This window comes from Ferruginibacter albus (assembly GCF_020042285.1).
Lineage (GTDB): Bacteria > Bacteroidota > Bacteroidia > Chitinophagales > Chitinophagaceae > Ferruginibacter > Ferruginibacter albus.
Window position 1 is genome coordinate 1720795 of record NZ_CP083388.1, and the last position, 24585, is coordinate 1745379.

A 24585-nucleotide genomic window follows, 5' to 3' on the forward strand; every position below is an offset into this window, starting at 1 on the left:
GAAATAGGGAATTATTTAATATACTTCCTCCATTTCTCGATCACCGCCTGCATATCACCGGGCAAATCACTTTCAAAGAGAACGGGCTTTCTCGTAACCGGATGAATAAATCCTAATTCCTTTGCATGCAAAGCCTGGCGTGGACAAAGTGCAAAACAATTATCTACAAACTGTTTGTATTTCGTAAACACAGTGCCTTTCACTATTTTATCGCCACCATAAAAATCATCGCTAAACACAGGATGACCAATCGACTGCATGTGTACACGAATCTGGTGTGTTCTCCCTGTTTCAAGTCTGCATTCAACCAAGGTTACATAATTAAAACGCTCCAGCACTTTGTAATGTGTGATCGCATCCTTCCCATACTCACCATCGGGATACACCGTAAACAATTTCCTGAAACGTTGATGTCTTCCCACATGTCCAACAATGGTTCCTTCTTCATTTTCCATATTGCCCCAAACCAATGTAATGTATCTTCTGTGGATCGTGTGATTAAAAAATTGCTTCGCCAGGTCGCTCATTGCCTTTTGTGTTTTTGCCAACACCAACAAGCCCGATGTATTTTTATCGATACGATGTACCAAACCAAAACGAGGCAATAAAGATTCATCCAATAAAGGATTTTGCTGTTTTAAATAATAGGCTACGCCATTTATTAATGTGCCGTTATAATTCCCGCTACCAGGGTGCACCACCATGCCCGCCGGTTTATTCACAATTAAAATATCATCATCTTCAAAAACAATATTTAGTGGAATATTTTCAGGAACAATATCACTTGATTCAGGATGTTTCGTATCAAACACTACTATTTTATCACCTGGTTTGATCTTGTAATTCGATTTGATCGCTTTATCATTCACCAGCACAAGTTCATTTTCAATTGCCTGCTGAATTTTATTACGGGTAGCGCCTTCCACACGGCTCATCACAAACTTATCAATGCGCAGCGGCTCCTGTCCTTTGTCCACCACAAACGACAATTTCTCATACAAATCTTCTCCGTCCTGCTCCTGTTCAATATTTATTTCGGGTTCACTCATTTTTTAAATAATTATGGGCTTTCAGCTATACTTTATGTTTCAACATTGGTTCCGGCTGTACGCTGCAAATCCGCCGCACCCCCAACCCCTAAAGGGGAGAGCCAGGTACAAACCTTCAGCGTGTTTTCCGCTTCCATCCGGCAGCCACTCAGCAATACAACATCATTCAACAAATAACACGTAAAGCTGTTATTATTGTCGTAAATCGTTAAACGCCAGTTGTGAGATAAGAGACCTTTTCATTTCTGACGATTCACCTTTCACGTTAACCCCTCACGTTTCGTTATTTTTGCAAAGTAAATTAATTGTAGTGGATAAACAGACTATCATCTTTCAAGACCTTGGCATTATTCCTTATAAACAGGCATGGGATTACCAGGAATCGTTATTACAGAAGAATGTGCAGATAAAAATGGAGAATCGACAGGCGGCAAACGAGAATCGTGAGATAGCAGACTCTTTTAGGTCTGACGCTTCACGTCTGACGCCTCACGTCTCACATCTCACCCCTCACGCAACCACCAGCTATCTTCTTTTTTGCGAGCATCCCGCTGTTTATACATTGGGCAAAAGCGGCAAACAGGAAAATGTTTTGATTGATGATGAAGCAATGAAACAAAAAGGAATTGAATTCTTTAATACCAATAGAGGCGGAGATATTACTTTTCATGGCTTGCAGCAAATAGTAGGGTATCCCATCATCGACCTGGAAAATTTTTATACTGATATTGGAAGATATTTAAGAGAACTGGAAGAAGTGATCATTCTAACTTTAGCAGAATACAATATTAAAGGTGAACGTAGCAAAGGCGAAACCGGTGTATGGATCGAACCGGGCATCTTCGGCAAAGAAAGAAAAATTTGTGCGATGGGCGTACGTTGCAGCCGCTGGATAACCATGCATGGCTTTGCTTTAAACGTAAATACTGATTTAAGTTATTTCAATAACATTGTTCCCTGCGGCATACAAAACAAGCAGGTTACTTCTATAGAAAGAGAATTAGGTTACACCGTGCCGTTAGATGCGGTAAAAGAAAAGCTCAAAAATAATTTTGAAAAAGTATTTAACGTAAGGATAATAAATAAAAAAGAGGAGATTATGAGCTAGTTCTTACTATCTTTTTGAATAATCACTCTATATTTCTCTAGCAGATCTCCATTATCATACAACTCATATCCAAATGTGCCAATATGCCTAAAATTCACTTTATCTAAAATAAGATAAGGCTCCGTTATTTTTTTTAACTCTAATATTTTATTGCCTTTATCATCAAAAAACAGGATAGAATATTTTCTTTTATCAGCATCTGCCAAACGGATAATAATATTATTGTCCTTACCGGTGAATATAAATCTTCCTAATTCAATAGTAGCAGGTTGGGGAGAAATTACCCGTACTTTCATTTTTGCTTTGGTTGTAAAAGAGTCGATCCGTAAAGGTTTAAGCGTATAAGTTTTTGTTTTTTCCGAAGAGTCAGCTGCTACAGAAGGAGGAGGCATTTCGTTATTTTCGTCTGATACTTTTGTTGCAACTGTATCAATGTTTACTACGGGGCGGACAGACTTACTAAAAAAATAACTACCCCCTTCAAATGCTACAAATACACGATAGAACATGTTAGTATTTGGCGCTTTGGTATCAACAATGCCATTTTGTTTGTTCATCGGGTTTAATACACTGGCAAAAGTTGTAAAGTTTTTAAGACTGTCGCCGGAGCGCTGTACATTCAAGGTTGATATCTTGGCGCCATAATTGTTTTTCCAGCTGATGATTATTTTTCCTGAAATGTTTTTTACTAAAATATTCGGAAGTGTGTCTTGTGCAAATCCTGTTCCCCTAAAAAGAGTAATTACGAAAAGAATGATAAGAGTAATTCTTAGCATGGGGGAAAAGGTTAGTACGCAAATATAAAGCCGCCATATAAATCAATCAAAAAAATAATGTGTCAGGTGGCAAAGATAAATTTCCCTGCAAGCCACCGGTGTGTAAGCAAGCAATCATACTTCCCTTAGGAAAAAGATCTTTTTTTATTGCATCAAAAATGGCATACAATAGTTTTGCTGTATAAACAAAATCAAGAGGTATTTGATACTGTTGATAAATATCATTCATGAAATTTATTAATTCGGGAGTATATTTTGCATATCCTCCAAAATGATAATCGTTTAAAATGATTAGCCGGTTTAATCTTTCCTTATCATTGGTAAGATGCAGAATTCTTTCTTGAATATCTGTCATTCCTTTTAAAACCGGCACGCCAATTACCTGCTGTTCTTTATTCTTTAATAAGCCTGCAACAGTAGTAGCAGTGCCGATAGCGCAACAAACATGTGAGTATTTTTCTTTTAAGACTCCATTTATTAAAGAGGCGCCGTCTGCTCCTAAAGACTCATAACCGCCTTCAGGCACCAAAATATGATCACCAAATTCACTCTTTAAATTTTCGATAAACGCATCGCTTTCTTTCTTATCATATTCTTCTCTTGAAATAAATTTTAATTGCATGCCTTCATCAATACATTGTTGTAAAGTGTGCGATAATTTTGCAGGCTTTTCTCCTCTTACAATACCAATCGCTTCTATTTTTAAAATACGACAAGCATATGCTGTTGCCGCCAAATGATTTGAATAAGCGCCACCAAAAGTGATAATTCTGTAAGAAGGAGCAGGTATCTTAGCTTTAATGGCAAGAATCAAAAAATAATACAGCTTGAACAATTTATTGCCAGATACAACAGGATGTATCTTATCCAATCGAATAACAGATAATTTGATGCCTTTGGCTTTGGTTAACTCATTCTCAATAATGGTAACATCAATTTTATCTAAATCGAAAAGCATTTTTATATTAAATCCGTTTATTCTATTTTCGCAGTCGCAATTTGCAACTTGTAATCAGCAAATAGAAATTTAATTATGCAACCAACACTTTTGATCTTAGCAGCAGGAATGGCCAGTCGTTATGGAAGTATGAAACAAACGCAATCTTTTGGCCCATCAGGAGAAACCATAATGGATTATTCAATTTATGATGCTATACAGGCAGGTTTTGGAAAAGTAGTATTTATTATCCGTAAGGATTTTGCAGACGGTTTTAAAGCCGTGTTTGAGCCTAAATTAAAAGGCAAGATCGCAACGGATTATGTTTACCAGGAAATGACCTCATTTTTACCGGAAGGTATGGAAGTGCCGGCAGAAAGAACAAAACCATGGGGTACCGGTCATGCGGTACTGTGTGCGGCAGGCGTGGTAAACGAACCTTTTGCTGTTATTAATGCAGATGACTTTTATGGAAGAGATGCTTTTGTAAAAGCAACCAATTTCTGCATTAGAGAATGCAATGAAAAAACATATTCTATCATCGGGTATCAATTATCTAAAACATTAAGCGAGAATGGAACCGTGAGCAGGGGCGTATGTGAAGTAGATGCCGATAATAACTTGGTAAGCATTAACGAACGTACTAAGATCTACCAGGATGGAGATAAGATCGTATACGAAGATGCGAATGATACAAAGCATGAAGTGCCTTTCAACTCAAGCGTGTCTATGAATTTCTGGTGCTTTCATCCATCCGTTTTTGAAAAAACAAAAACCTTATTTCAAACTTTTGTAAAAGAAAATTATACAAATCCCAAAGCTGAATTCTTTATTCCGTTAATGGCCCAGGTATTTACCGAAACCAAAGAAGGCGTAATTAAAGTAATCCCAACTTCAGCTCAATGGTTTGGCGTTACTTATAAAGAAGATGCACCGGGCGTAAAAGCCAGCATTGATGCATTAATTGCATCAGGTGAATATCCTGCTTCGCTTTGGGGATAATTATTTGATTTTTTTTGTATTGGCAATTGCCTTTTACGCTAATTTCATTGCTCCTTAAACAGCCTTGCAGCAGTTTATCCGCATTCCCGTTCCTCTGATAAGATCTGGTTTTACACAATCTTTAATTTATTCTTTTTATGAGGAATTTCTATCGCTGTTTTATTGCTATTACTTTAATAGTTTGTTCTTACTCCGTGCAGGCTCAATCTTTTTCTGCTAACGATACATCCAAAAGCTATTTGATCCGACCGTTACAAATATTTGACGGTAAAGAAATGTTGCGCAACACCTGGATATTGGTCAAAGGCAATATGATAAAAGCGGTAGGAGCGCCGGGTTCGTTTAATTTTCCTGCTAATTGTGTGATCATTGATATGCCGAATCAAACCTTAATGCCCGGTTTGATCGACGGCTTTACACATCTTTTTTTACATCCTTTCACCGAAGCATCCTGGGAAAACCAGGTATTAAAAGAACCTAAGGCAGAAAGGGTATTGCGTGCCGCTGCCAATGCAAGAACTACATTGATGGCGGGCTTCACCACCATCAGGGATATGGGTACGATGGGCGCAGATTTTGAGGATGTGGGCTTGCAAAGAAGTATTGAAAAAAATGTGATCGCAGGACCAAGGTTATTGATTGCAACCCGTGGTTTGGTTGCCAGCGGAAATTATAATTCGGCTGATTTTGCTGCGCAGGATGATGCGCCAAAATTAGCAGCAGAAGCAGATGGTAAAGATGGTATTTTGAAAGAAGTGCGTACACAAATAGGAGCGGGCGCTAATGTGATCTTTGCATATGGTGAAACCAATCCTGTTAAAGGCGCCTCTGTAAGCGCTACTTATACATCGGAAGAATTAAAATTAATGGTGGAAGTTGCCAAGGGCGCTCAACGCCAGGTAGCCGTGGATGCAAATAATCCTGAAGCTGTTACAAGAGCGGTGAATGCAGGCATCGGTTATATTATGCATGCCAACAACTGCGGTGATAATGAACTTAGATTGATGAAATTAAGAGGTACCTGCGTATATCCTGCCTTAGCTACCAATGAATTGGTGGCTCAAAGTATTTCTCCATGGAAAAGAGGTATTGACAGGGATCCCGCTATCATAAGCAAGAAAAAAGCTTTTATTGATAATGCCGTTAAACAAGGTGTTACGATTGGCTTTGGCAGCGATGCCGGCGGCATAGTAGTACATGGTAAAAATTACCTGGAGCTTGAGTTCATGGCTGATTATGGTATGAGTAACATAGATGTATTGAAAGCTGCTACCAGCGGCAATGCTGATCTGTTTGATATGAGTAGTAAGATCGGTCGTGTGCGCCAGGGATTGTTAGCTGATCTGATCGCCGTGGATGGTGATCCCTCTAAAGATGTTTCTAAAATTGAACAGATTCGTTTTGTGATGAAAGATGGTGTTATTTATAAGAACGATCTGAACAAATAAAATATTTATTCTTACTGATCCCCTTAAATGAGTGCGCTGCTGATACCGATCAGCAGCGCATATTTTTTAACAAGAGATGATCGTTTAAGGTGAGATATTTTCTTCATCCAAATGTATAAGATCATAATCTTTTTGAAGATCATTCCTTTTCATAAAATAAGCAATCTCTTTTAATCTTTTTTTGTTACCGTACCGGATATTCCAGAAAAGTTTTTTTTGACATTCGGAGCAAAGCCGGTTAGGCGATTGATCTGTTTCTGTTAGACTGTTGGCTCCGTTCATCACACATTTGGCAAACGTACAATGCTGCACAGAAAACATATGTCCGATCTCATGAGTGGCAATGTTCATTAATCTTCTTAAGCATGCAGAAAAATTTTCCTTTGTTAATACTTCATTTTGTAACCTGTAAATAGAGGTAACTCCCACTTTGTCTGCATAAGAAGCCTGACCAAAAACATAGTTCCAGTCGTTAGCAGGATATAGATCTTTTTCTGTAAATGCCATTTCCAAAAAACCGTTTTGCGGAATTCTATTTTTAAGTACACTATCTATAATATAGGTACTAAGCAGTTGCTCATGATTGAATCTATTTCTTCGGACAGTTTTAGGAATTATTGAATCGGAGATTGGAGTTAACAGGATTGTTTTTAATTGAAAGAATATTTCAACATATTCTTTGGTTAATTGCAATGCACTCAATTGCAGGTTGGTAAAATGACCAATCGGCTGTAAATAAATAATAGATTTTTCGGGAGATAATTTAGTTGGGGTTTCATCTTTGTATTGTTCAAAACTTTGTCCCTTTTCAGGATGCTCGTATAACCAATCTCCCGGTTTGGGAGAAGATAACGTAACATCATTTTGCTCTATGGCATTGAAGTAACTGGAATTACTCCTGATCAAAGAGTCTTGTTCAATATTTATATTCCCGCTTTGTTTTTTATGTTTAGTACAGGAAATAAAAAGAAAAAGCAACGGTAAATAGATACTATAAAGTTTTTTAATTGACAAACTGCAATGTTATTGTTCTTTAAAGGTAATATCATAGCTGATTCCGACAAGGCCTATTATCTCGTTATTCTCATTGAATAAAGGGATCTTGGAAGTTAGAATGGTTGTCTCTGTTCCATCATGTTTAGCAGCCTTGGTTTCCTTATTCAATAATGGTTTGCCGGTAGCAAACACATATTTATCTTCTGCAATAGATTGCAGCGCATATTTATTGGGATAAAATTCCTGGTCTGTTTTGCCTATTACTTCTGCTTCTGATGCTGCTCCACAAAAAAGCAATTCCGCTTTGTTCACCAATGTCTTCCGTGATTCCAGGTCTTTCATATAAATATTCACCGGCAGGTTATCTATGATGGTGCGTAGCAAATTTCTTTCTGTTAAGAATTTGTCTTCCGCATTTTTTTTATTAGTGATATCCTGCATTTGTGCAACAAAACTTTCAATATTCCCTTCCCGATCGGTAATTACAGAGCCCGATGCTTCAGCCCAGATAATATTTCCGTTTTTGTGCAGGTACCTTTTTTCATATCTCCATCTTTTGATGGCGCCGCTCATTATTTTTTCAAAAGTGGCTTTATCTTTCTCCCTGTCATCCGGATGTGTAAAAGCAGTAAAGCCAAGCTGTTTAAATTCATCCCTGCTATAGCCGCTTATATCACAAAATGATTGATTGATCTCACGTATCTGAGAATCTACGCCAACAAGCGTCATGCCATCCAATGAGTTATCAAAAGCTGATTTAAATTGCTGCTCGCTTTTCAAAAGCTGTTCGCTTAATTTCTTTTTTGCATCGATATCCTGTAGTGTACCAACGATGCGTACGCATACACCATCTTGAAATTCGGGTTTGCCTTTTGAATAAACCCATTTTTCTTTTCCGGCATCAGTAACGATCAGTAACTCCGCATCCCATTCTTTATCTTCTTCAATAGCATCATTTATAAATTGTGCAATCGTTTCTCTTGATTTGCCGGGTTTATAAAAATTAATAAGCTTTCTAAGATCGGGAACATGATCCGGCGCTGCTTCATAGATGCCTCTTGTGATGTCTGTCCAGCTTACTTTTCCTGAAGCGATATCCACATTCCATCCGCCAACAAGCGCTACGGTGTTTATGGTTTCCAACAATTGTTTAGCGGTATTTAATTCCGCTTCATATGTTTTTCTTTTAGTAGCATCTTTTATATGTACAGAAATACCTTGCGAAGTAGGGTAGATGGTAATGTCCTGCCATTGATCTAAAAAATCTTCAAAGGCTTCAAAGCTTTCGCTTTGTTGGGTTGCCATTACATCTTTCATTTTCTGACCGATGATATTTTGGTTATATTGAGGAAAGACCTCAAAAACGTTTTTTCGTGTAAGATTACCTTTCCCTTGTCCAATACTTTTTATTACGGAGTCATTGTAATAAACAAATTCAAATCGTTTATTCAATGCAAAAAATGGATCACTGATCCCTTTAATGATCTCATCTATTCGCTTGCTGAAAAAAAGTATGCCGCTATCCAGGTTCCTTAATGCTTTCCCTTCTTTTTTACGAAGTCCGGAAAGAAAACGAATGGCAAAAAACGCTGTGAGGAATAAAAACAAAAGGCTTCCGAATAAAATAAAAAATCCAAATTGTGACTTGCGCTCTACATCATCACTGTTCTTTTTTCTTATGGTTAAAAGTCTTTCTTCTTCCTGTTGAATACTTTTAAAGGTATCCCTGATCTCATCCATTACTTTTTTCCCTTGCAGCAATAATGGTTTAATAGAATCAAAAGAAGTATTGTTGTTCTTTAATAATTGCAGATTGCGACATAAGGCAAGTCTTTTTGTTGTAAGTGTATCGAGGGAAGAAACTTTCTTATGCTGAAAATTATTGTCTTTAGTGAGATCTTTGAGATCAGCAATATCATCATAAATGCTATCCCTGGATGAAAAATAAGGTTGTAAAAAAACACTATCTCCTGTAAGAATATATCCACGTGTACCTGTTTCAATATCCTTCAGCGCAGAAATAACTTTTTCTGATCGGTATAGTACCCTGTTTGTATGTGATACCCAAGAATTAGTGCTTTTAATTTCGTTGTTAAGAATAAAAGTATAGATGGAGAAAAAGAATACTGCTATCAAAACAATGACCATAGAGATCACAATTGTCCTCTCAAAAGAACCGCTTTTCATAAATGATATTTTTACAACAGAATAAAGTTACTGTAAATAGCAATGCTTAGGATATAAAACATAATTTATCCTGAATGTAAAGCAGGTGTTGTTTTATATGATTACATCAGCTCTGTAACAGTATGATCAATTTTAGGATTATCACTCACCAGCACTCTTGCATTATGCGTTACATGATCATCTGCTAATGGAATACAATTATCTTTTAATTCCTGGTTGTCAACAAAGATCTTGGTAGCAGTAGTGCCATTCCCCTGATGCGCCTGTTCCACTTTAATATCATACACCGTATCGCCGAAACGATATCGAATCTTTATGGATGGCCAGTCAGGCGGTATACAAGGATTGATGAGCAGTTTATTTCCTTCTTTTTTAATGCCTAAAAAATATTCAGTGATCAATTGATACATCCATCCGGCAGAGCCCGTATACCATGTCCATCCTCCACGGCCTTTATGTAACGGTTCCGCATACACGTCGGCAGCAATAACATAAGGTTCTACACAATAGGTAGCAATCTCTTCTTTAGTGCTACCGTGATTAACAGGGTTTACGAGTTGCAAGAGTTCCCACGCTTTTTGTTTTTCTTTTAAAGATGCAAAAGCCATTATCAGCCAGATAGCAGCATGTGTATATTGTCCGCCATTTTCTCTAACGCCGGGTACATAACCTTTTATATAACCCGGATTGATAGCAGATTTATCAAAAGGCGGATTAAAGAGTTGAATGATCTTTTCCTCTTTTTTTACAAGGTGTTTATAGGCAGAATCCATTGCCTTTATTGCTTTATCCGGTTCGCCTGCTTTTGATAGCACCGACCAGCTTTGTGCAATAGAATCGATCTTGCATTCATCATTTTCATTTGAGCCCAAGGGTGTGCCATCATCAAAATAAGCACGACGATACCATTCTCCATCCCACGCATGTTCGTGAATATTCTTTTTTAATTGCTCAGCCTGTTCACGACATTTATCTGCAAAAGCCGTATCATTCTTAGATTGCGCTACCTTAATAAACTTTAATAGAATATCATACAGGAAGAATGCCAGCCAAACACTTTCACCTTTACCATGTTCGCCAACCTTATCCATGCCGTCGTTCCAATCGCCTGAACCGATGAATGGCAAGCCATGAACGCCAAATTGCAATCCGTGTTCAATCGCTTTTACACAGTGCTCGTATAGTGTTGCGCTTTTATCAGAACGTATCGGAAGATCATAATATGATTCTTCACCTGCATTTAATAAACGTCCTTCCAGGAAAGAGATGTTCTCATTTAATATTTCTGCATCGTTGGTCGATTGAAGATAACGGGACGTTACGTATGGTAACCATAAAAAATCATCGGAGCAAGTAGTACGTACACCTCTGCCAACCGGCGGATGCCACCAGTGTTGTACATCGCCTTCTTTAAACTGGCGGGAAGCACAAAGGATTATTTGTTCCCTTGCAATATCAGGCTTGGTATGTATCAATGATAATACATCCTGCAACTGATCTCTGAAACCAAAGGCACCCCCGGATTGGTACAAACCGCTGCGAGCCCAAATACGACTTGCCAGGGTTTGATAATTTAGCCAGCCATTGGTAATAATATTTAACGCATCATCCGGTGTTTCAACCTGCACGGCACTTAATGTATGTTTCCAATATTCAGTAGCTGCATTAAATGAATTGCTGGCAGCAAAAGAACCTCTGTGTTTTTTTATTAATTCATCGGCTTCATTCATATCCTTACCGGCACCAAGGCGGAATATTATGGTATGCTCTTCATCATCAGAAAGATCAAAAATAGTTTGAAGGGCAGCACAAGGATCAAGAGCAGCACCGGTCTTGCCTGATAAACGTACCCGGCTTAATGCATCGGGATTACTTAATGTGCCGTTTCTTCCAATGAATTCTGTTCTGTCGGTAGTATAGGTTTTATTAGTATCGTCTATGTCGAAGAAAGCGATCTTGTTTTCAAATTCGCTGTTATAATTATTTTTAGCTATGACGGCACCTGTTGGGATATGCATTTCCGTTATAGTATGCATAGAAGATTTTTTTCGCAGATCTCCCAGCACCCATTCTACATAGCCTGTTACAGATAGCCTGCGTGGACGGTTGGATTTGTTATGTAGTTTTATTACAATGAATTTTATTGCATCATTGATATCCGCATGTATCGTCATATTCGAGTTAATGCCATCATGGCTATATTCAAAAACACTATACCCAAATCCGTGTCTTGTAATATAATTGCCGTTGCCACGAACAGGTAACGGTGACGGTGACCAAAATCTTCCGTTTTCTTCATCGCGTATATAAAATGCTTCGCCTTTTAGATCGCTCACGGGATCGTTGTTCCATGGTGTAAGCCGCAATTCATGCGCATTATCTAACCATGTATAAGACTGCCCACTTTCAGAAATAACACAACCAAAATTGGCGTTGGCTAAAACATTCACCCATGGAGCAGGAGTTACCTGCGAAGGAGAAGTAGCGATCACATATTCTTTGCCATCCGGAGTAAAGCCACCGATGCCATTATTAAATTTCAGATCGGCAGGTAATGTCACTTCAGAATTGATAGAAGGGAAGAACTTGCTGGGATTAAAATATGGAATGTTAGAACGTAATTTACTTTTTCTGTTCAACTGTTCTTCCAATGTACCGAACCGGTCAGATATAATGATCTGCGCTACTGTTTGAAATAATATCCTGTCTTCATTTGATATTTGATCGGAAGAACGAATGAAAATACCGCCTGCAGGGTCATTGGTGTTCGTAGTTAATCCCGGAGATATAAGGCTTAATATTTGATTATGCAATACCTGGCGATAACCGCCATGATCTTCGTTCCATATAACCAGGTCAACTGCCAAGCCTTTCATGCGCCAGTAGGCATGTGCCTGTATCAATTGTTTTACCAAATCGATGTTGGATGAGTCTTCAATCTGCAATAATACAATGGGGAGGTCTCCGGAAATGGAATACCCCCATAAGCCGGATTGTTTGCGGTTATTCTTCGTGATCACTGATGCATCTGCACGAAGCGATGCATTCGGAAATACAATAGATCCTGCCAGGCGGGCATATAATTGCGCATCCGATTCCGTTGCATTGATCTGGCGTAAAATAACCTGGCTATGCGTCCATGCCAATTCCAGCACACGATTGGTTAAATGAAAATCCTGGTATTTTTCGATCAGGCTATTGCAGACATCTTTTGTTTCCGTAACACCAAATATCATATCTATGGTTGCAGTTTCATGTGGCTCAATTACCAAGCGGTACTGGATAGACGCAATGGGATCTAACACAGAACCTTCTGTTCCTGACAAGCCATCTTCCTGTTTAATGAATTGAGGAGAATGAATAGTATTCCCTCTGCCGATGAATTTTGTTCTGTTGGTTTCATAGGAAATGCTTTTTGTTTCAGCATTGTATGCTTTCATTAAATGAAACATCCAGGGTGTTTTTTCTTCTGCTGTACGAGGACGACGGGATGCAATAATAGCGTTGTGCTTTTTATTGATCTGGGTTTGCACAAATAAGTTACTGAACGCAGGATGCGCCTCATCTGCATTGGGATGTGTCAATACAATTTCAGCATAGCTGGTTATTTCGATCGTTCTTTTTTTGCGGGAATGATTCGTGATGTGCACTCTCCTTAATTCAATATCATCTTCCGGCGAAACAACAATTTCGGTATGTGTTTCAATGGCTTCTTCCCGTCTTCTGAATTCTGCACGTCCTTGTGAAAACACGGCTTCATAATTATCACCTTGTTTTAAAACGGGCTGATACGCCGATGACCAATACACATTGCTATCCAAGTCTCGTATAAAGCAGAATGTACCCCAGTCGTCACAGGTAAAGTCCTCACGCCAACGGTTAACCGAAATATTTCTCCAGCGGCTGTAACCTCCGCCGGAATTGGTTACCATTACATGATACCTTCCATTAGATAATAATTGTACTTCTGGAATATTGGTATGTGGCGTATTGATAACACGCATGGATGTATCTGAACCTCCTGCAGCACTAACACTGATATCAGAAGTATGTACGCCGGGTGAATAGAAGGTACTGATCTTAGGTACTCTTTCCTGCAATAACAACAAAGCGGATTTTACCTGCACATCCGATTCAAATAAGCGCTGCATAGGTTTGTTCAACAAAACATATGCTATTGCCAGCAAGCTCATTCCCTGGTGATGCGCCATGAAAGATTTAATGATGCTATATTGCTGGCGACGTTGTAATCTTGATGGTGTATAATCGATTGCTTCATAAAAACCATACTTGTTTTCAAATGCCAGTTGCTTCATTACCTGCAAGTTTTCATAAGCAGCAGAAGTATCTACCATCAATGCCATTATAGTAGCATAGGGTGCAATCACCAGGTCATCTCCCAAGCCTCGTTTAAAACCTGTGCCTGGTACACCAAATGCTTTGTATTGATAATTTAACGCAGCATCAACCATATTATACCCTGACTCTGAAATACCCCAGGGCACAGCTCTTTTTTTGCCATATTCAATTTGCTTTTGCACAATGCCTTTGCCGGTTTTATCAAGCAAAGTATTTTCGTAGGTGGGCATTACCAGTAGCGGCATTAAGTATTCAAACATGGAACCGCTCCAGGATAAAAGAATAGGAGTGGCGCCGGCATTGGTGAGTTGTCTTCCTAAAGCAAACCAGCTTTCCTGGGGTAATTTGCCCTGTGCAATAGCAACAAAAGTGGTGAGCCTTGCTTCTGATGCCAGCAGGTCATAAAAGCTATTGTCTCTTCTATGTTCTTCCATACTATACCCGATGGTAAGCAAGTGTTGAGACCTGTCGTATAGAAAATCATAATCTACGATCGAAAATTCCTGGCATTTAGCAGCCAAGTATTCCAATGTTATAATAATTTCTTTAGCACGATGACCTGCATGTGTTATCAGTTCCCTGAAATTATTCAGCCATTCATTTTCCTGTTCGGTATTTTCAGGCGAATAGCTGTTCATAATCTCATTCAGCAGGCTTTGTTCAATACCGGCAATTTCTTTTATGGTTGGTATGGAAGTAAAAGAATGGCTTAAATGATCGAATCGTTCGGGCATATCATTCAATGATAACCACGGTGCCAATGTCAGCAACTGTTCTTTAGTGCTTTTTATCTGAGTGATTATTTTTTGCTCCCAAAATTCATATTCGCCTTCTTCCCGGTCACTGATCTGCCTTACAAGGTCGTCGCAAACAACTTCCATTCCTTTTAATAAAGTAAATGTACTTTTTAGGTTATGCATTGCCGTTGGGTATGCCCCTGCAATTTCTGTTTTGAATTTTTTTAACGTTGAATCTTCTGTTGTTTTTTCAATGGCGATCGAAATGGTATCAAGTATTCCTTCGAACGTATTTTCGTTGATCATCTTTCTTTCTGGAACAGCTAATAATCCTTGTCTTAATGTGATCAAATGGCCAACCAGGTTTCCGCTATCTACCGTAGATATATATTTTGGATGAAGCGGAACAAGGGATATCGTATCGTACCAATTGTAAAAATGTCCACGATATCTTTCCATGTGTTGCATGGTATTAATGCAGTTGGAAGTGCGATCTATTAATTGACTTACGGTGATGTAACCAAACTCTAGTGCAGTTAAGTTGTTTAGCAATGAAAGACCAATATTGGTAGGAGAGGTGCGATGCGCAATTCTTTCAACGGGCTGTTCCTGGTAATTATCAGGAGGCAGCCAATTGTCTTCTTGCGTAATAAACGTTTCAAAGAAAGCCCATATCTTTCTTGCCAGTTTTCTTAAATAGATGTTCTCTTCGTGGCTTACAGTAATTTCTTCCTCTTTACCTGTTCGGCTAACCCACCATGTTATTAACGGTGAGATAAACCAGGGAATTAAAACGGGCGTTGCAACAATTAATGAAAGAGGAGCGTGTACAGAAAGATATATAAAAGCAGCGACAGAAAAGACCGGTGCAAACCACATTATCAATCCTGTGCGTATAACAGATATTTTTGCAGAATTGCTAAATGGATTCCATTGCAATAATTTTCTGTGCGAAATGAATACACGCCAAAAAGTAATCAGAATGGCATTGATGCTGTAATATACTTCATACGGAAGATGAATGATGTCTAATAGATATTGAGCAAAATGATAACTTGCCGAGCGCAAAGAAAATCGTAGATGTTGTTTAAACATCGTGTCGTCTGGTTTGCGAAACATTTCCCATGCAAAAATGATAACGCTTGATAATAACGGTATAGCAAGAACTATTAAAGTCCAGAACCATGCTTTTGTGGTAAATATCCATCCAAACAATAATAATAAAAGCAAAGCGGTAGGAACAAGGCTCCTGCGTAGGTTATCAAATATTTTCCATTTAGATAATAACGAAAGCGGGTTCTTTTGGATCTTTTTATTGCCATCCGGTACAAATGGGAATATCCATCTTGCAATTTGCCAATCGCCTCTTATCCATCTATGCCTGCGTTGCATGTCGGCGATATAGCTTGAGGGATAATCTTCATATAATTGAACATCGCTTATTAAACCCGAACGTGAATAGCAGCCTTCCAACAGATCATGGCTTAAGATCCTGTTCAATGGAAACCTGTTCTTTAAAACTTTTTCAAAAGCATCAATATCATAAATGCCTTTACCAATGAACGATCCCTGCAAAAACAGGTCTTGGTAAACATCTGAAATAGCTTTTGTATAAGGATCTGTGCCAGGCTCATTACTGTGGATTTTTGTGTAAGCGGAGCTATTAAAGCCCGGTAAGCTATTTGAGACCCTTGGTTGAAGAATGGTATAACCTTCAGTAACTCTTTTTTTCTTTTCTGAATACAGAGCCCTGTTAAGCGGATGCGCCATGGTGCCGACCATTTTCCAGGCAGCTTCTCTTGGCAATTCGGTATCCGTATCTAAAGTAATAATGTATTTTATTTTAGAATAAATGGCTTCATCGCCAATGATCAAAGAAAAGTTTTCTTTGCTGTCATCTTTTATTAAAGCGTTTAGATCGCCTAGCTTTCCGCGTTTTCTTTCAAAGCCCATCCACCTGCTTTCTTTTTTATTCCACTTGCGTGGACGATGGAATAAAAAGAAAGTATCGTTTGTATTGCGTTGGTATTTTCGATTTAATTCAATGATCTTGTTTTTGGTGATAGATAACAGTTCATCATCATCCGGCATATGCTCTTGTTTTGCATCTTTAAAATCTGTAAGTAATGCAAAGTGAAGATTAACATCACGATTGGCAAGAAAGCGAACTTCCAGGCCTTCCATAAAGTCATCAATGCTTTTTGCATTGGTAAGCATAGTGGGTATCACTACCATGCTGCGTTGATCTTCAGGGATGCCTTTAGAAAAATCCAGTCTTGGCAATAGTGATGGTTTTATAATAAGCGTACTAAGCCAGTTAACAAATGAAATGGATAATTGACTTACAGCAATCAGCATTACAACTATTGCAGGTATCGTTATCCAATAATTAAAGTGCTCTGCCTTTAATACAAAAAAGAGCGGCCATAATACCAGGCCAGTCAAAAGTGTTATGGATCCTAAATAAAAAAATAAAGGGTAAGTGCTTATCCATTGACACAGCGTATCAGGACGACGCAATTTTATTTTGATCAGTTTTTGTGTTTGCAACAGCCCTTTACCTGTTAAGTAATAGCCAACATGCTTTAGTCTGAAATTATCATCATGTTCATGCTCTTTGGCTAAGGCTATTATTTTTTCAGCCACCTGCTGTTCTGATAAAGTGCTGTGTTTGGCAATTTTTTCAACCGCATGGCGATAATTATCTCTTGTATAAAAATCCATGCGAGGATAAATGCCACTGACATCCTCACTTAAAATAGTTTCTACAATGCTATTCTTCTCTACAAATTCACGCCAATCGGTAGTGCCTAAAAAACGTAAACTGGTAATGCTGTTGCTGATAGATACCTGGTCGGCAGCCTGTGTCTGATTTTCCTGGTGAATCAATTCGTTGCTGGTAACGCCGATCTCAGAAAGACGTTGTTCGATCCATGTAAGTGGGAGTGAAAGCGCATTGCCCTTTTCCTGCAGCTTTCTTGTAAATTCTGCAACAAAAGAACTTTCCATCGGAGGATCTGATTTTGCCATGTCTGCAATGATCACTACCAGGTTTTTTGGATCGTTTTCTACTGTATCCATCATTTTTTGCGCCCAATGATTTGCGAGGTTCTTATTATTGATATCGATGGCGATCTGTATAGACAGGCGGCGCAGGTTTTCAATTAATGCCAGGCGCAACATAATAGGAATTGCCCATAATTCGCCTAAATTAAGCGGCGTATTTTTTTGATAAGCCCGTATAAAGCCAGACAGGTTATCATTATCAACATGGCCATCACTGTGGGAAATAATTTCCACAGCTATGTCATAAACCCGTGGCAATCCTGCCGAATCTCCACGTAATAATCTTGGCAATCCCTTACTGTAACCTTTGGGTAAATGCTTTTTACCGGTATAGATCTGTTCTTCTATTAAATAAAAATTATCAAGCAGCCATTCACCTGCGGGGGTAATTCTTTCGTTTTGTTTTACGGTTTCGGTAAGCAGTCTATGTACTTCCAGTATGATCCTTTCATTCTCTGCCAATCGTTTCAGTAATTGTTCTTCGTGTTTTTCTTCAATCAATGTATGCCTTGCTGCAAGCGAGTTTGCGTGGTTCTCTAATTGTTGTTCGGTTAATAATTCGGAGCGGAAAGGCAAACTTTCATTGCTGAATTTTTCGTTGATGCTATTACCAAAAAAAGGGTCAAAAATATTTTTTTTAAGAGCAGTAACTGCCTGTGGCAACAGTTCAAAAAAATCCTTTGATTGTTTTTTTGTTTTCGACATTTTCATGTTTGGAGTTTGAATTCTTCAAACATTTAATATCTAATATCATGCCCTATGTTTTACACATGAAATTGTCGTGGTATATATTTTGATTTTATACAATGGGAAGGTATTTTAAAACTAAATCTTACTATGATGACAAAAGAAAATTCATATTTTAAAAATGCCCTTATAATAACGGGTATAAAATTATTGCAGGATTTTGAAAAGCATACCTATCATTCGTTGCATGATATGCTGTTAGAAATGAAGTTTGAATTGAAAAAACGAATACATGATAATTCTGTTCATTTGTATTCATCTTTTTTTCATAAAGATGACTCTACTACGTTAATATTTTTTAATATAGAGAATCTTGTGTTTAAAGTTAGATACCTGAATATGAATATCGAGGTGCTGTTTTAATGCAATAGTTTTTATAAAAAATAAAAGCTCCTGAGAAGGAGCTTTTTATGTGATCCGGATTGGATTCGAACCAATGACCCTCAGCTTAGAAGGCTGATGCTCTATCCAACTGAGCTACCGGACCTCTTGAATTTTGCGCAAATATAAACTAACTATTCTTCTCTTCCAATTCCATTACTTTTTCGAATACAATTTCATATTCCTTATTTGTTTTTCCTATATCTATGACAACAGCTTTATATTCATTTTCTGTTTGTTGAAATTTATCCTTGTTTGCATAGCTTTCAGGAGCAGCCATTGCAGCTTCCATGTCAACTTTCTTTTTATTAAGTGCAGCTAGTTTTTCTTCCAGTTGTTGAAATATTTTTTTTTGTTTTTGTAACTCTTTGTTTAATTCTTTATCGATCGGTTTGTTGTTCTGTTGTTTATTGGCTTCGTTGGTGTTGACTGTTTGTTTCTCGTTACTTGCCTGTTTATTATTTTCTGCTTTTGGTTGCTTGTTGTCCGTTGATGATTGTTTTTTTCTTTCGGCTTCCCGTCTTGTTTTCCAGTCTTCCCATTCTGCATAAGTGCCTTTAAATTCCACGATCTTATGATCTTCTATTTCCCATATTTTATTGGCGATCTTGCTAACAAAATAGCGGTCGTGACTTACTAACACAATGCTGCCTTCATATTTATTCAACGCTTCGATCAACAGTTCTACAGAATGAATATCCAGGTGGTTGGTAGGTTCATCCAGCATTAAAAAATTGGCTTTACTTATAATTGTTTTTGCCAATGCCACTCTTGCTTTTTCACCACCGCTTAATACTTTGATTTTTTTATCTACATCATCACCACTAAATAAAAAAGCGCCTAATAAGCTTCTTAGTTCAAGGTCATTTTTTCCGCTTCTTGCGCTTTGCAATTCTTCCACTAAATTATTGTTCATATCCAGCGCTTCTAACTGATGTTGCGCATAAAACGATTCATCTACATTGTGTCCCCATATCCGTTCACCGGTAAATTGTTCGCTACCAACAATAACTCTTAATAACGTAGATTTACCTTTACCGTTAGCTCCTAATAAAGCAATTTTATCACCGCGGTCAATTTCAGCGCCGGTATCTTCCATAATAGTAAGATCGCCGAATTTTTTAGTGATATGTTTTAGTGTGCACAATACTCTGCCCGGTTGTTTATCTATCGAAAAATTGATGCGCATGTTAGGGCGCTCCAGCTCTACATTTTCAATCCTATCTAATTTATCCAGTTTTTTAACAATGCTTTGCGCCATGGCGGCCTTGCTGGCTTTGGCTTTAAAGCGTTCCACTACTCGTTCCTGTTGACGAATATAGTCTTGCTGATTTTCGTAAGCCTTTTGCTGGATCTCTATTCGCAACGCTTTTTCTGTTTCATAAAAAGAATAATTGCCAGAATAAAAATGCAATTGTTGTTGATAGAGTTCTACTACTTTATTTACCATCCTGTCTAAGAAATATCTATCGTGACTTACAATTACTACAGCACCTTGATAATGCGATAAATATTTTTCCAGCCATTCAATACTTGGTAAGTCTAAGTGGTTCGTTGGTTCATCCAGTAATAAAACATCCGGATTCATCAATATCATTTTTGCTAACAATACACGCATTCTCCAACCTCCGCTGAATAATTTATAAGGCTTATTCAGGTCTGCATTTGCAAAACCAAGTCCTTGTAATATCTCTTCTGTTTTATGATGAATATTGTAACCGCCCAACACTTCCAGTTCGTGCAGTTTATCGGCATAATCATGCGCTAATTGTTCATCACCTGTTCTTGCCAGCTCTTCACCCAATTCCTCAATTTCTTTTTCTAATTGTTTTACTCTTTCAAAAGCACCCATAGCAACTTCTAAAATTGAGTCATCGGTATCAAATCCTAATAAGTCCTGGTGTAAAAAACCAACGGTCGTTTCTCTGCCTTGTTCTACGGTTCCTTTGCTTGGCATGTATTGCCGCGTTAATACTTTTAATAAAGTAGATTTCCCTGTTCCGTTATAGCCTATCAAAGCAATGCGTTCGCCCGGTTGAATATGCCAGGTAGCATCTTCTACTATAACTCTTGCGCCAAATTCAAACGTTACATTCTGTAATCCTAAAAGCATTTTTATTAATTAGTTTATTAGTTTAATTGTTTGCTGTTTTTTTGATACCGCTATTTGTTTTTCATGGCAGTATGAACTTGTTCTCTTATTCATCTCTTTCAACGAAAGAGTCTACTCTATAATTGTTTTAAAAAAGATTGTAAAAATAATATAATTGATACGGTTGAAATTAATATCCAGTCTCTGTTGTTAGGTTTGTACTTGGTGATAAAATACTTGCTTAACAACATGCATAAAATAACAATAGAATAAATCGAAAAAGCAATGGTAAATAAAACTCCTGTAATAGAGTGATATTTTATAATAAATAGAAAAATGTCATTTATCAGGATAGCTATTGTTGAGAGTATCCCAAATATCCACCCCATCTTTTTGCTTAGCAATAAAAATATGCCTGCTAACAGTACCGATAAAGACATAAGGAAGCCGTAACTCCATTGGCTTATAAGCGCCCATCCCGTAATATATTGGCCATACCATTCTCGATATTTATTTAAATCATAAATACACAGAGAAAAGGTTAAAATGCCAAAGACAATAAACAGCAAGCTGATTATTGGCTCACTTATTTTCCAGTTAATAGGCATATAAGAGCGGCTCTTGGTTAATTTTTTCGCAAAAGTAACTCAAAGAATTTTATGCCTTAGTTTTGCAAAAAATTATTCAAATGAAAAAGGTTTTTTTGTTGATCATATTATTGATAATAGGAATGGGTATTTATTTCTTAATCAAAAAAGATAAACCTGCAGCAGTTAATACAGTGCCGGACGATAAGCCAATAGCAACAGGCAGCCATTCCAATGCATTTAATGACAGCGTAAACAGCCTATTAAGCAATTACTTTTTGCTGGCAAACGCCTTTGTAAATGCTGATTCTGCCAATGCAATGCTGTTAACTCAAAAATTTTTATCAAGCATTACCACTATTCCTTTGGCGGAAATAAAAAAAGATTCTTCTATAAAAGATAAAGAAGCCGTTTACATGACTGATAGCTCTGCTTTAGCAGATATGAAAGCTGCAGCCGATGGTGTTTCATCCGAAAAAACACTGGAAGCCATGCGTCATGATTTTGCGACCATCAGCGATAACTTATATTCTTTTTTAAAGGCTGTCAATTATCATGGCAAAAATCTATATTGGTATAATTGTTCTATGCCTTTTGGTGAAAATACATCAGCCAACTGGATAGGTAATTCTAATGAGCCTTTTAATCCATACCTTGGTACAAAACATCCGGATTATAAAAGTGCCATGTTGCATTGCGGAGAGTTACAAGATTCTTTTATAGTGAAATAGGTATATTCAAGACATCAAATGAAACTTTTTATTTCCATTCTTTTATTGGCATTGTCGCTTAATTTATCTGCGCAAAAAAGATATACCATCAGCGGTTATGTAAAAGATTCTGTTAATGGTGAAACCCTGATCGGTGCCAGTATTTCAATTGATGGTAAAACAAAAGGAGTTACAACCAACCAGTATGGTTTCTATTCAATTACACTCGTTGAAGGCACTTATCAAGTAAGCTGTTCGTTTATTGGCTACCAGGTGCAGGTATTTACTATTGAGTTAACAAGTGATAAAAACATCAGTTTCGATTTGGTTCCTGCTGTTGCCTTATCACAGGAGGTAATAGTGTCTGCAAAAAAGAGAAATGAAAATGTACGCAACGCACAAATGGGAAAATTTACTTTGCCGATCGAACAAATAAAATCCATTCCTGCATTTTTAGGCGAGGTAGATCTGTTAAAGACCGTTCAATTGCTGCCGGGTGTGCGCAATGCAGGCGAGGGGAGTGCGGGGATTTATGTTCGTGGCGGCGGGCCTGATCAAAACCTGATCATGCTCGATGATGCACCTGTTTATAATACAGGGCACCTGTTTGGTTTCTTTTCGATCTTTAATTCAGATGCTATAAAAAATGTTTCTTTAATTAAAGGCGGAATGCCTGCTCAATATGGAGGGCGTTTATCAAGCGTATTGGATATTTCAATGAAAGAAGGCAATGATAAACAATTCCAGGTGGAAGGCGGCATTGGTTTGATCGCTTCACGTATTTCGATACAGGGTCCTATTAAGAAAAACAAATCATCGTTTATAATATCAGGACGACGAACTTATATTGATATGCTGGCAAAACCTTTTGTAAAAAAATCAAGCCAGTTCTATGGTTCGGGTTATTACTTCTATGATCTGAATGCAAAACTCAATTACCGTTTTTCCGATAAAGACCGGTTGTACTTAAGTGGTTATTTTGGTAGGGATGTTTTTGATTTTGTAAATGGTGAGCAAAGTTTGAATGTACATATCCCCTGGGGCAATGCAACCGGTACATTGCGTTGGAACCATGTGTACAATAATCGCCTGTTTGGCAACACTACTGCGGTTTACAACGATTATAATTTCACATTTGATGCTGCTCAAAATAATTTCGCCGTAAAATTATCTTCCGGTATTCGTGACTGGAGCTTAAAAGAAGATTTTGATTTTTATCCTTTTTCCAATCATAAAATAAAATTCGGAGGCATTTATACATATCACCGTTTTCAGCCTTCTGTAGTAAGCGGTAAACAGGATTCAGTAGTATTTAATCCGCAAACAGCGCAAATCAAATATGCGCATGAAGTAGGTTTATATATCCAGGACGATTGGACGGTTAGTGATAAATTAACTGTAAATGCAGGTATGCGTTACAGCTGGTTTGAACAGATCGGTCCGTATAAATTATATACAGACGATGCTAACGGTACACATATCGATAGTGTGGTTTATTCGGGTGGGCAGCCGGTAAAAGCTTATGGCGGATTAGAGCCGCGGCTTACTGTAAAATATTCTTTGGATGAAGAGACTTCTATTAAAGGTTCTGTTACCCGTAATATGCAATACATACATTTGGTAAGTAATGCAGGCACTACTTTACCTACAGATCTATGGGTGCCGAGTACCTATAAAACAAAGCCGCAAATAAGCTGGTTGTATGCCGCAGGGCTCTTCAAGAATTTCAAAGAGGATACCTACGAAACTTCGATAGAGTTTTATTATAAGGACATGCAAAATCAAATTGAATATGCAGAAGGATATGCTCCCAATTCATTAGCTGATAATGAAAACTCTTTTACGTTTGGTAAAGGATGGAGTTACGGATCAGAACTGTTCATCAATAAAACAAAAGGAAGATTGACCGGCTGGCTGGGTTATACATTGAGCTGGACATGGCGACAATTCCCCGGATTAAATTCAGGAGAAAAATATCCTGCGAAATATGACAGGAGAAATGATCTGAGTGTTGTTGCGATGTATAAGTTGAATAATAAATGGAAGCTTTCTGCTACGTTTATTTACGGGACCGGCAATGCGGCTACCTTACCTGAACGTTTTTATATTTTTAATGGGGTATTATCGCAGGAATACAGTTCTATCAATCAATATCGTTTGCCGGCTTATCACCGTATGGATGTTGCTGCAATTTATTCTTCTCCAAAGAATGAACATCGTAAGCTTAAAACAGAATGGGTGTTCAGTATTTATAATGTGTACAGTCGTCAAAATCCTTACTTTATTTATTTTGATCAATCAGGAAGCGCTTTGGATGGTTCGTTAAAAGTACAGGCAAAGCAAGTAAGCATATTCCCTATTATTCCTGCTGTTACATGGAATTTTAAATTCTAAAATGGTTAG

The 24585-nt window shown here is 37.8% G+C and carries 14 protein-coding genes and 1 tRNA gene; 6 read left to right on the forward strand and 9 right to left on the reverse strand.

Going from position 1 to position 24585, the window contains the following annotated elements:
* Positions 1 to 11: 11 nt before the first annotated feature.
* Positions 12 to 1049: an RluA family pseudouridine synthase gene (locus K9M53_RS07730; RefSeq protein ID WP_224019055.1), complete on the reverse strand. Its 1038-nt coding sequence runs from the start codon at positions 1047 to 1049 to the stop codon at positions 12 to 14.
* A 310-nt stretch (positions 1050 to 1359) separates the two neighbouring features.
* Between K9M53_RS07730 and lipB the strand changes: the two genes are divergently transcribed.
* Positions 1360 to 2157 (forward strand): lipoyl(octanoyl) transferase LipB, encoded by a 798-nt coding sequence (lipB, locus tag K9M53_RS07735; RefSeq protein ID WP_224019056.1) that lies wholly within the window; start codon positions 1360 to 1362, stop codon positions 2155 to 2157.
* Here the strand turns inward: lipB and K9M53_RS07740 are convergent.
* Positions 2154 to 2933, reverse strand: coding sequence for a hypothetical protein (locus tag K9M53_RS07740; RefSeq protein WP_224019057.1), 780 nt, complete (start codon positions 2931 to 2933; stop codon positions 2154 to 2156). The genes lipB and K9M53_RS07740 overlap by 4 nt on opposite strands.
* Positions 2934 to 2979: 46 nt before the next feature.
* Positions 2980 to 3891 carry a 1-aminocyclopropane-1-carboxylate deaminase/D-cysteine desulfhydrase gene (locus K9M53_RS07745; RefSeq protein WP_224019058.1) on the reverse strand — a complete coding sequence of 304 codons (912 nt, stop codon included), beginning with the start codon at positions 3889 to 3891 and terminating at the stop codon, positions 2980 to 2982.
* Between the two features lie 75 nt (positions 3892 to 3966).
* Here K9M53_RS07745 and K9M53_RS07750 point away from each other — a divergent pair, with 75 nt between their 5' ends.
* Positions 3967 to 4872: a nucleotidyltransferase family protein gene (locus tag K9M53_RS07750; RefSeq protein WP_224019059.1), complete on the forward strand. Its 906-nt coding sequence runs from the start codon at positions 3967 to 3969 to the stop codon at positions 4870 to 4872.
* Between the two features lie 137 nt (positions 4873 to 5009).
* Complete coding sequence (locus K9M53_RS07755) at positions 5010 to 6320, forward strand: amidohydrolase family protein (RefSeq protein ID WP_224019060.1); 1311 nt, start codon at positions 5010 to 5012, stop codon at positions 6318 to 6320.
* An 84-nt stretch (positions 6321 to 6404) separates the two neighbouring features.
* Here K9M53_RS07755 and K9M53_RS07760 read toward each other — a convergent pair whose 3' ends face one another.
* From K9M53_RS07760 to K9M53_RS07770, 3 genes are all read right to left on the reverse strand, one after another.
* The gene (locus tag K9M53_RS07760) at positions 6405 to 7334 is read right to left on the reverse strand and encodes an archaemetzincin (RefSeq protein ID WP_224019061.1); all 930 of its coding nucleotides are present in this window, start codon (positions 7332 to 7334) and stop codon (positions 6405 to 6407) included.
* A 9-nt stretch (positions 7335 to 7343) separates the two neighbouring features.
* Positions 7344 to 9503: a PAS domain S-box protein gene (locus K9M53_RS07765; RefSeq protein WP_224019062.1), complete on the reverse strand. Its 2160-nt coding sequence runs from the start codon at positions 9501 to 9503 to the stop codon at positions 7344 to 7346.
* A gap of 101 nt (positions 9504 to 9604) precedes the next feature.
* Positions 9605 to 18370, reverse strand: a complete 8766-nt coding sequence (locus K9M53_RS07770; protein ID WP_224019063.1) for a GH36-type glycosyl hydrolase domain-containing protein — start codon at positions 18368 to 18370, stop codon at positions 9605 to 9607.
* 132 nt (positions 18371 to 18502) lie between these two features.
* Between K9M53_RS07770 and K9M53_RS07775 the strand changes: the two genes are divergently transcribed.
* Positions 18503 to 18775 (forward strand): hypothetical protein, encoded by a 273-nt coding sequence (locus K9M53_RS07775; protein ID WP_224019064.1) that lies wholly within the window; start codon positions 18503 to 18505, stop codon positions 18773 to 18775.
* A gap of 50 nt (positions 18776 to 18825) precedes the next feature.
* Here the strand turns inward: K9M53_RS07775 and K9M53_RS07780 are convergent.
* The 3 genes from K9M53_RS07780 to K9M53_RS07790 all read right to left on the reverse strand — a co-directional run bounded on the left by K9M53_RS07780 (position 18826) and on the right by K9M53_RS07790 (position 21386).
* A tRNA-Arg gene (locus tag K9M53_RS07780) sits at positions 18826 to 18899 on the reverse strand.
* A 24-nt stretch (positions 18900 to 18923) separates the two neighbouring features.
* Positions 18924 to 20906 (reverse strand): ABC-F family ATP-binding cassette domain-containing protein, encoded by a 1983-nt coding sequence (locus K9M53_RS07785; protein WP_224019065.1) that lies wholly within the window; start codon positions 20904 to 20906, stop codon positions 18924 to 18926.
* Between the two features lie 318 nt (positions 20907 to 21224).
* Positions 21225 to 21386: a hypothetical protein gene (locus tag K9M53_RS07790; RefSeq protein WP_224019066.1), complete on the reverse strand. Its 162-nt coding sequence runs from the start codon at positions 21384 to 21386 to the stop codon at positions 21225 to 21227.
* A gap of 187 nt (positions 21387 to 21573) precedes the next feature.
* Between K9M53_RS07790 and K9M53_RS07795 the strand changes: the two genes are divergently transcribed.
* Complete coding sequence (locus K9M53_RS07795; RefSeq protein WP_224019067.1) at positions 21574 to 22203, forward strand: DUF3347 domain-containing protein; 630 nt, start codon at positions 21574 to 21576, stop codon at positions 22201 to 22203.
* A gap of 18 nt (positions 22204 to 22221) precedes the next feature.
* Positions 22222 to 24576 carry a TonB-dependent receptor gene (locus K9M53_RS07800; protein WP_224019068.1) on the forward strand — a complete coding sequence of 785 codons (2355 nt, stop codon included), beginning with the start codon at positions 22222 to 22224 and terminating at the stop codon, positions 24574 to 24576.
* The last annotated feature ends 9 nt before the right edge of the window (positions 24577 to 24585 follow it).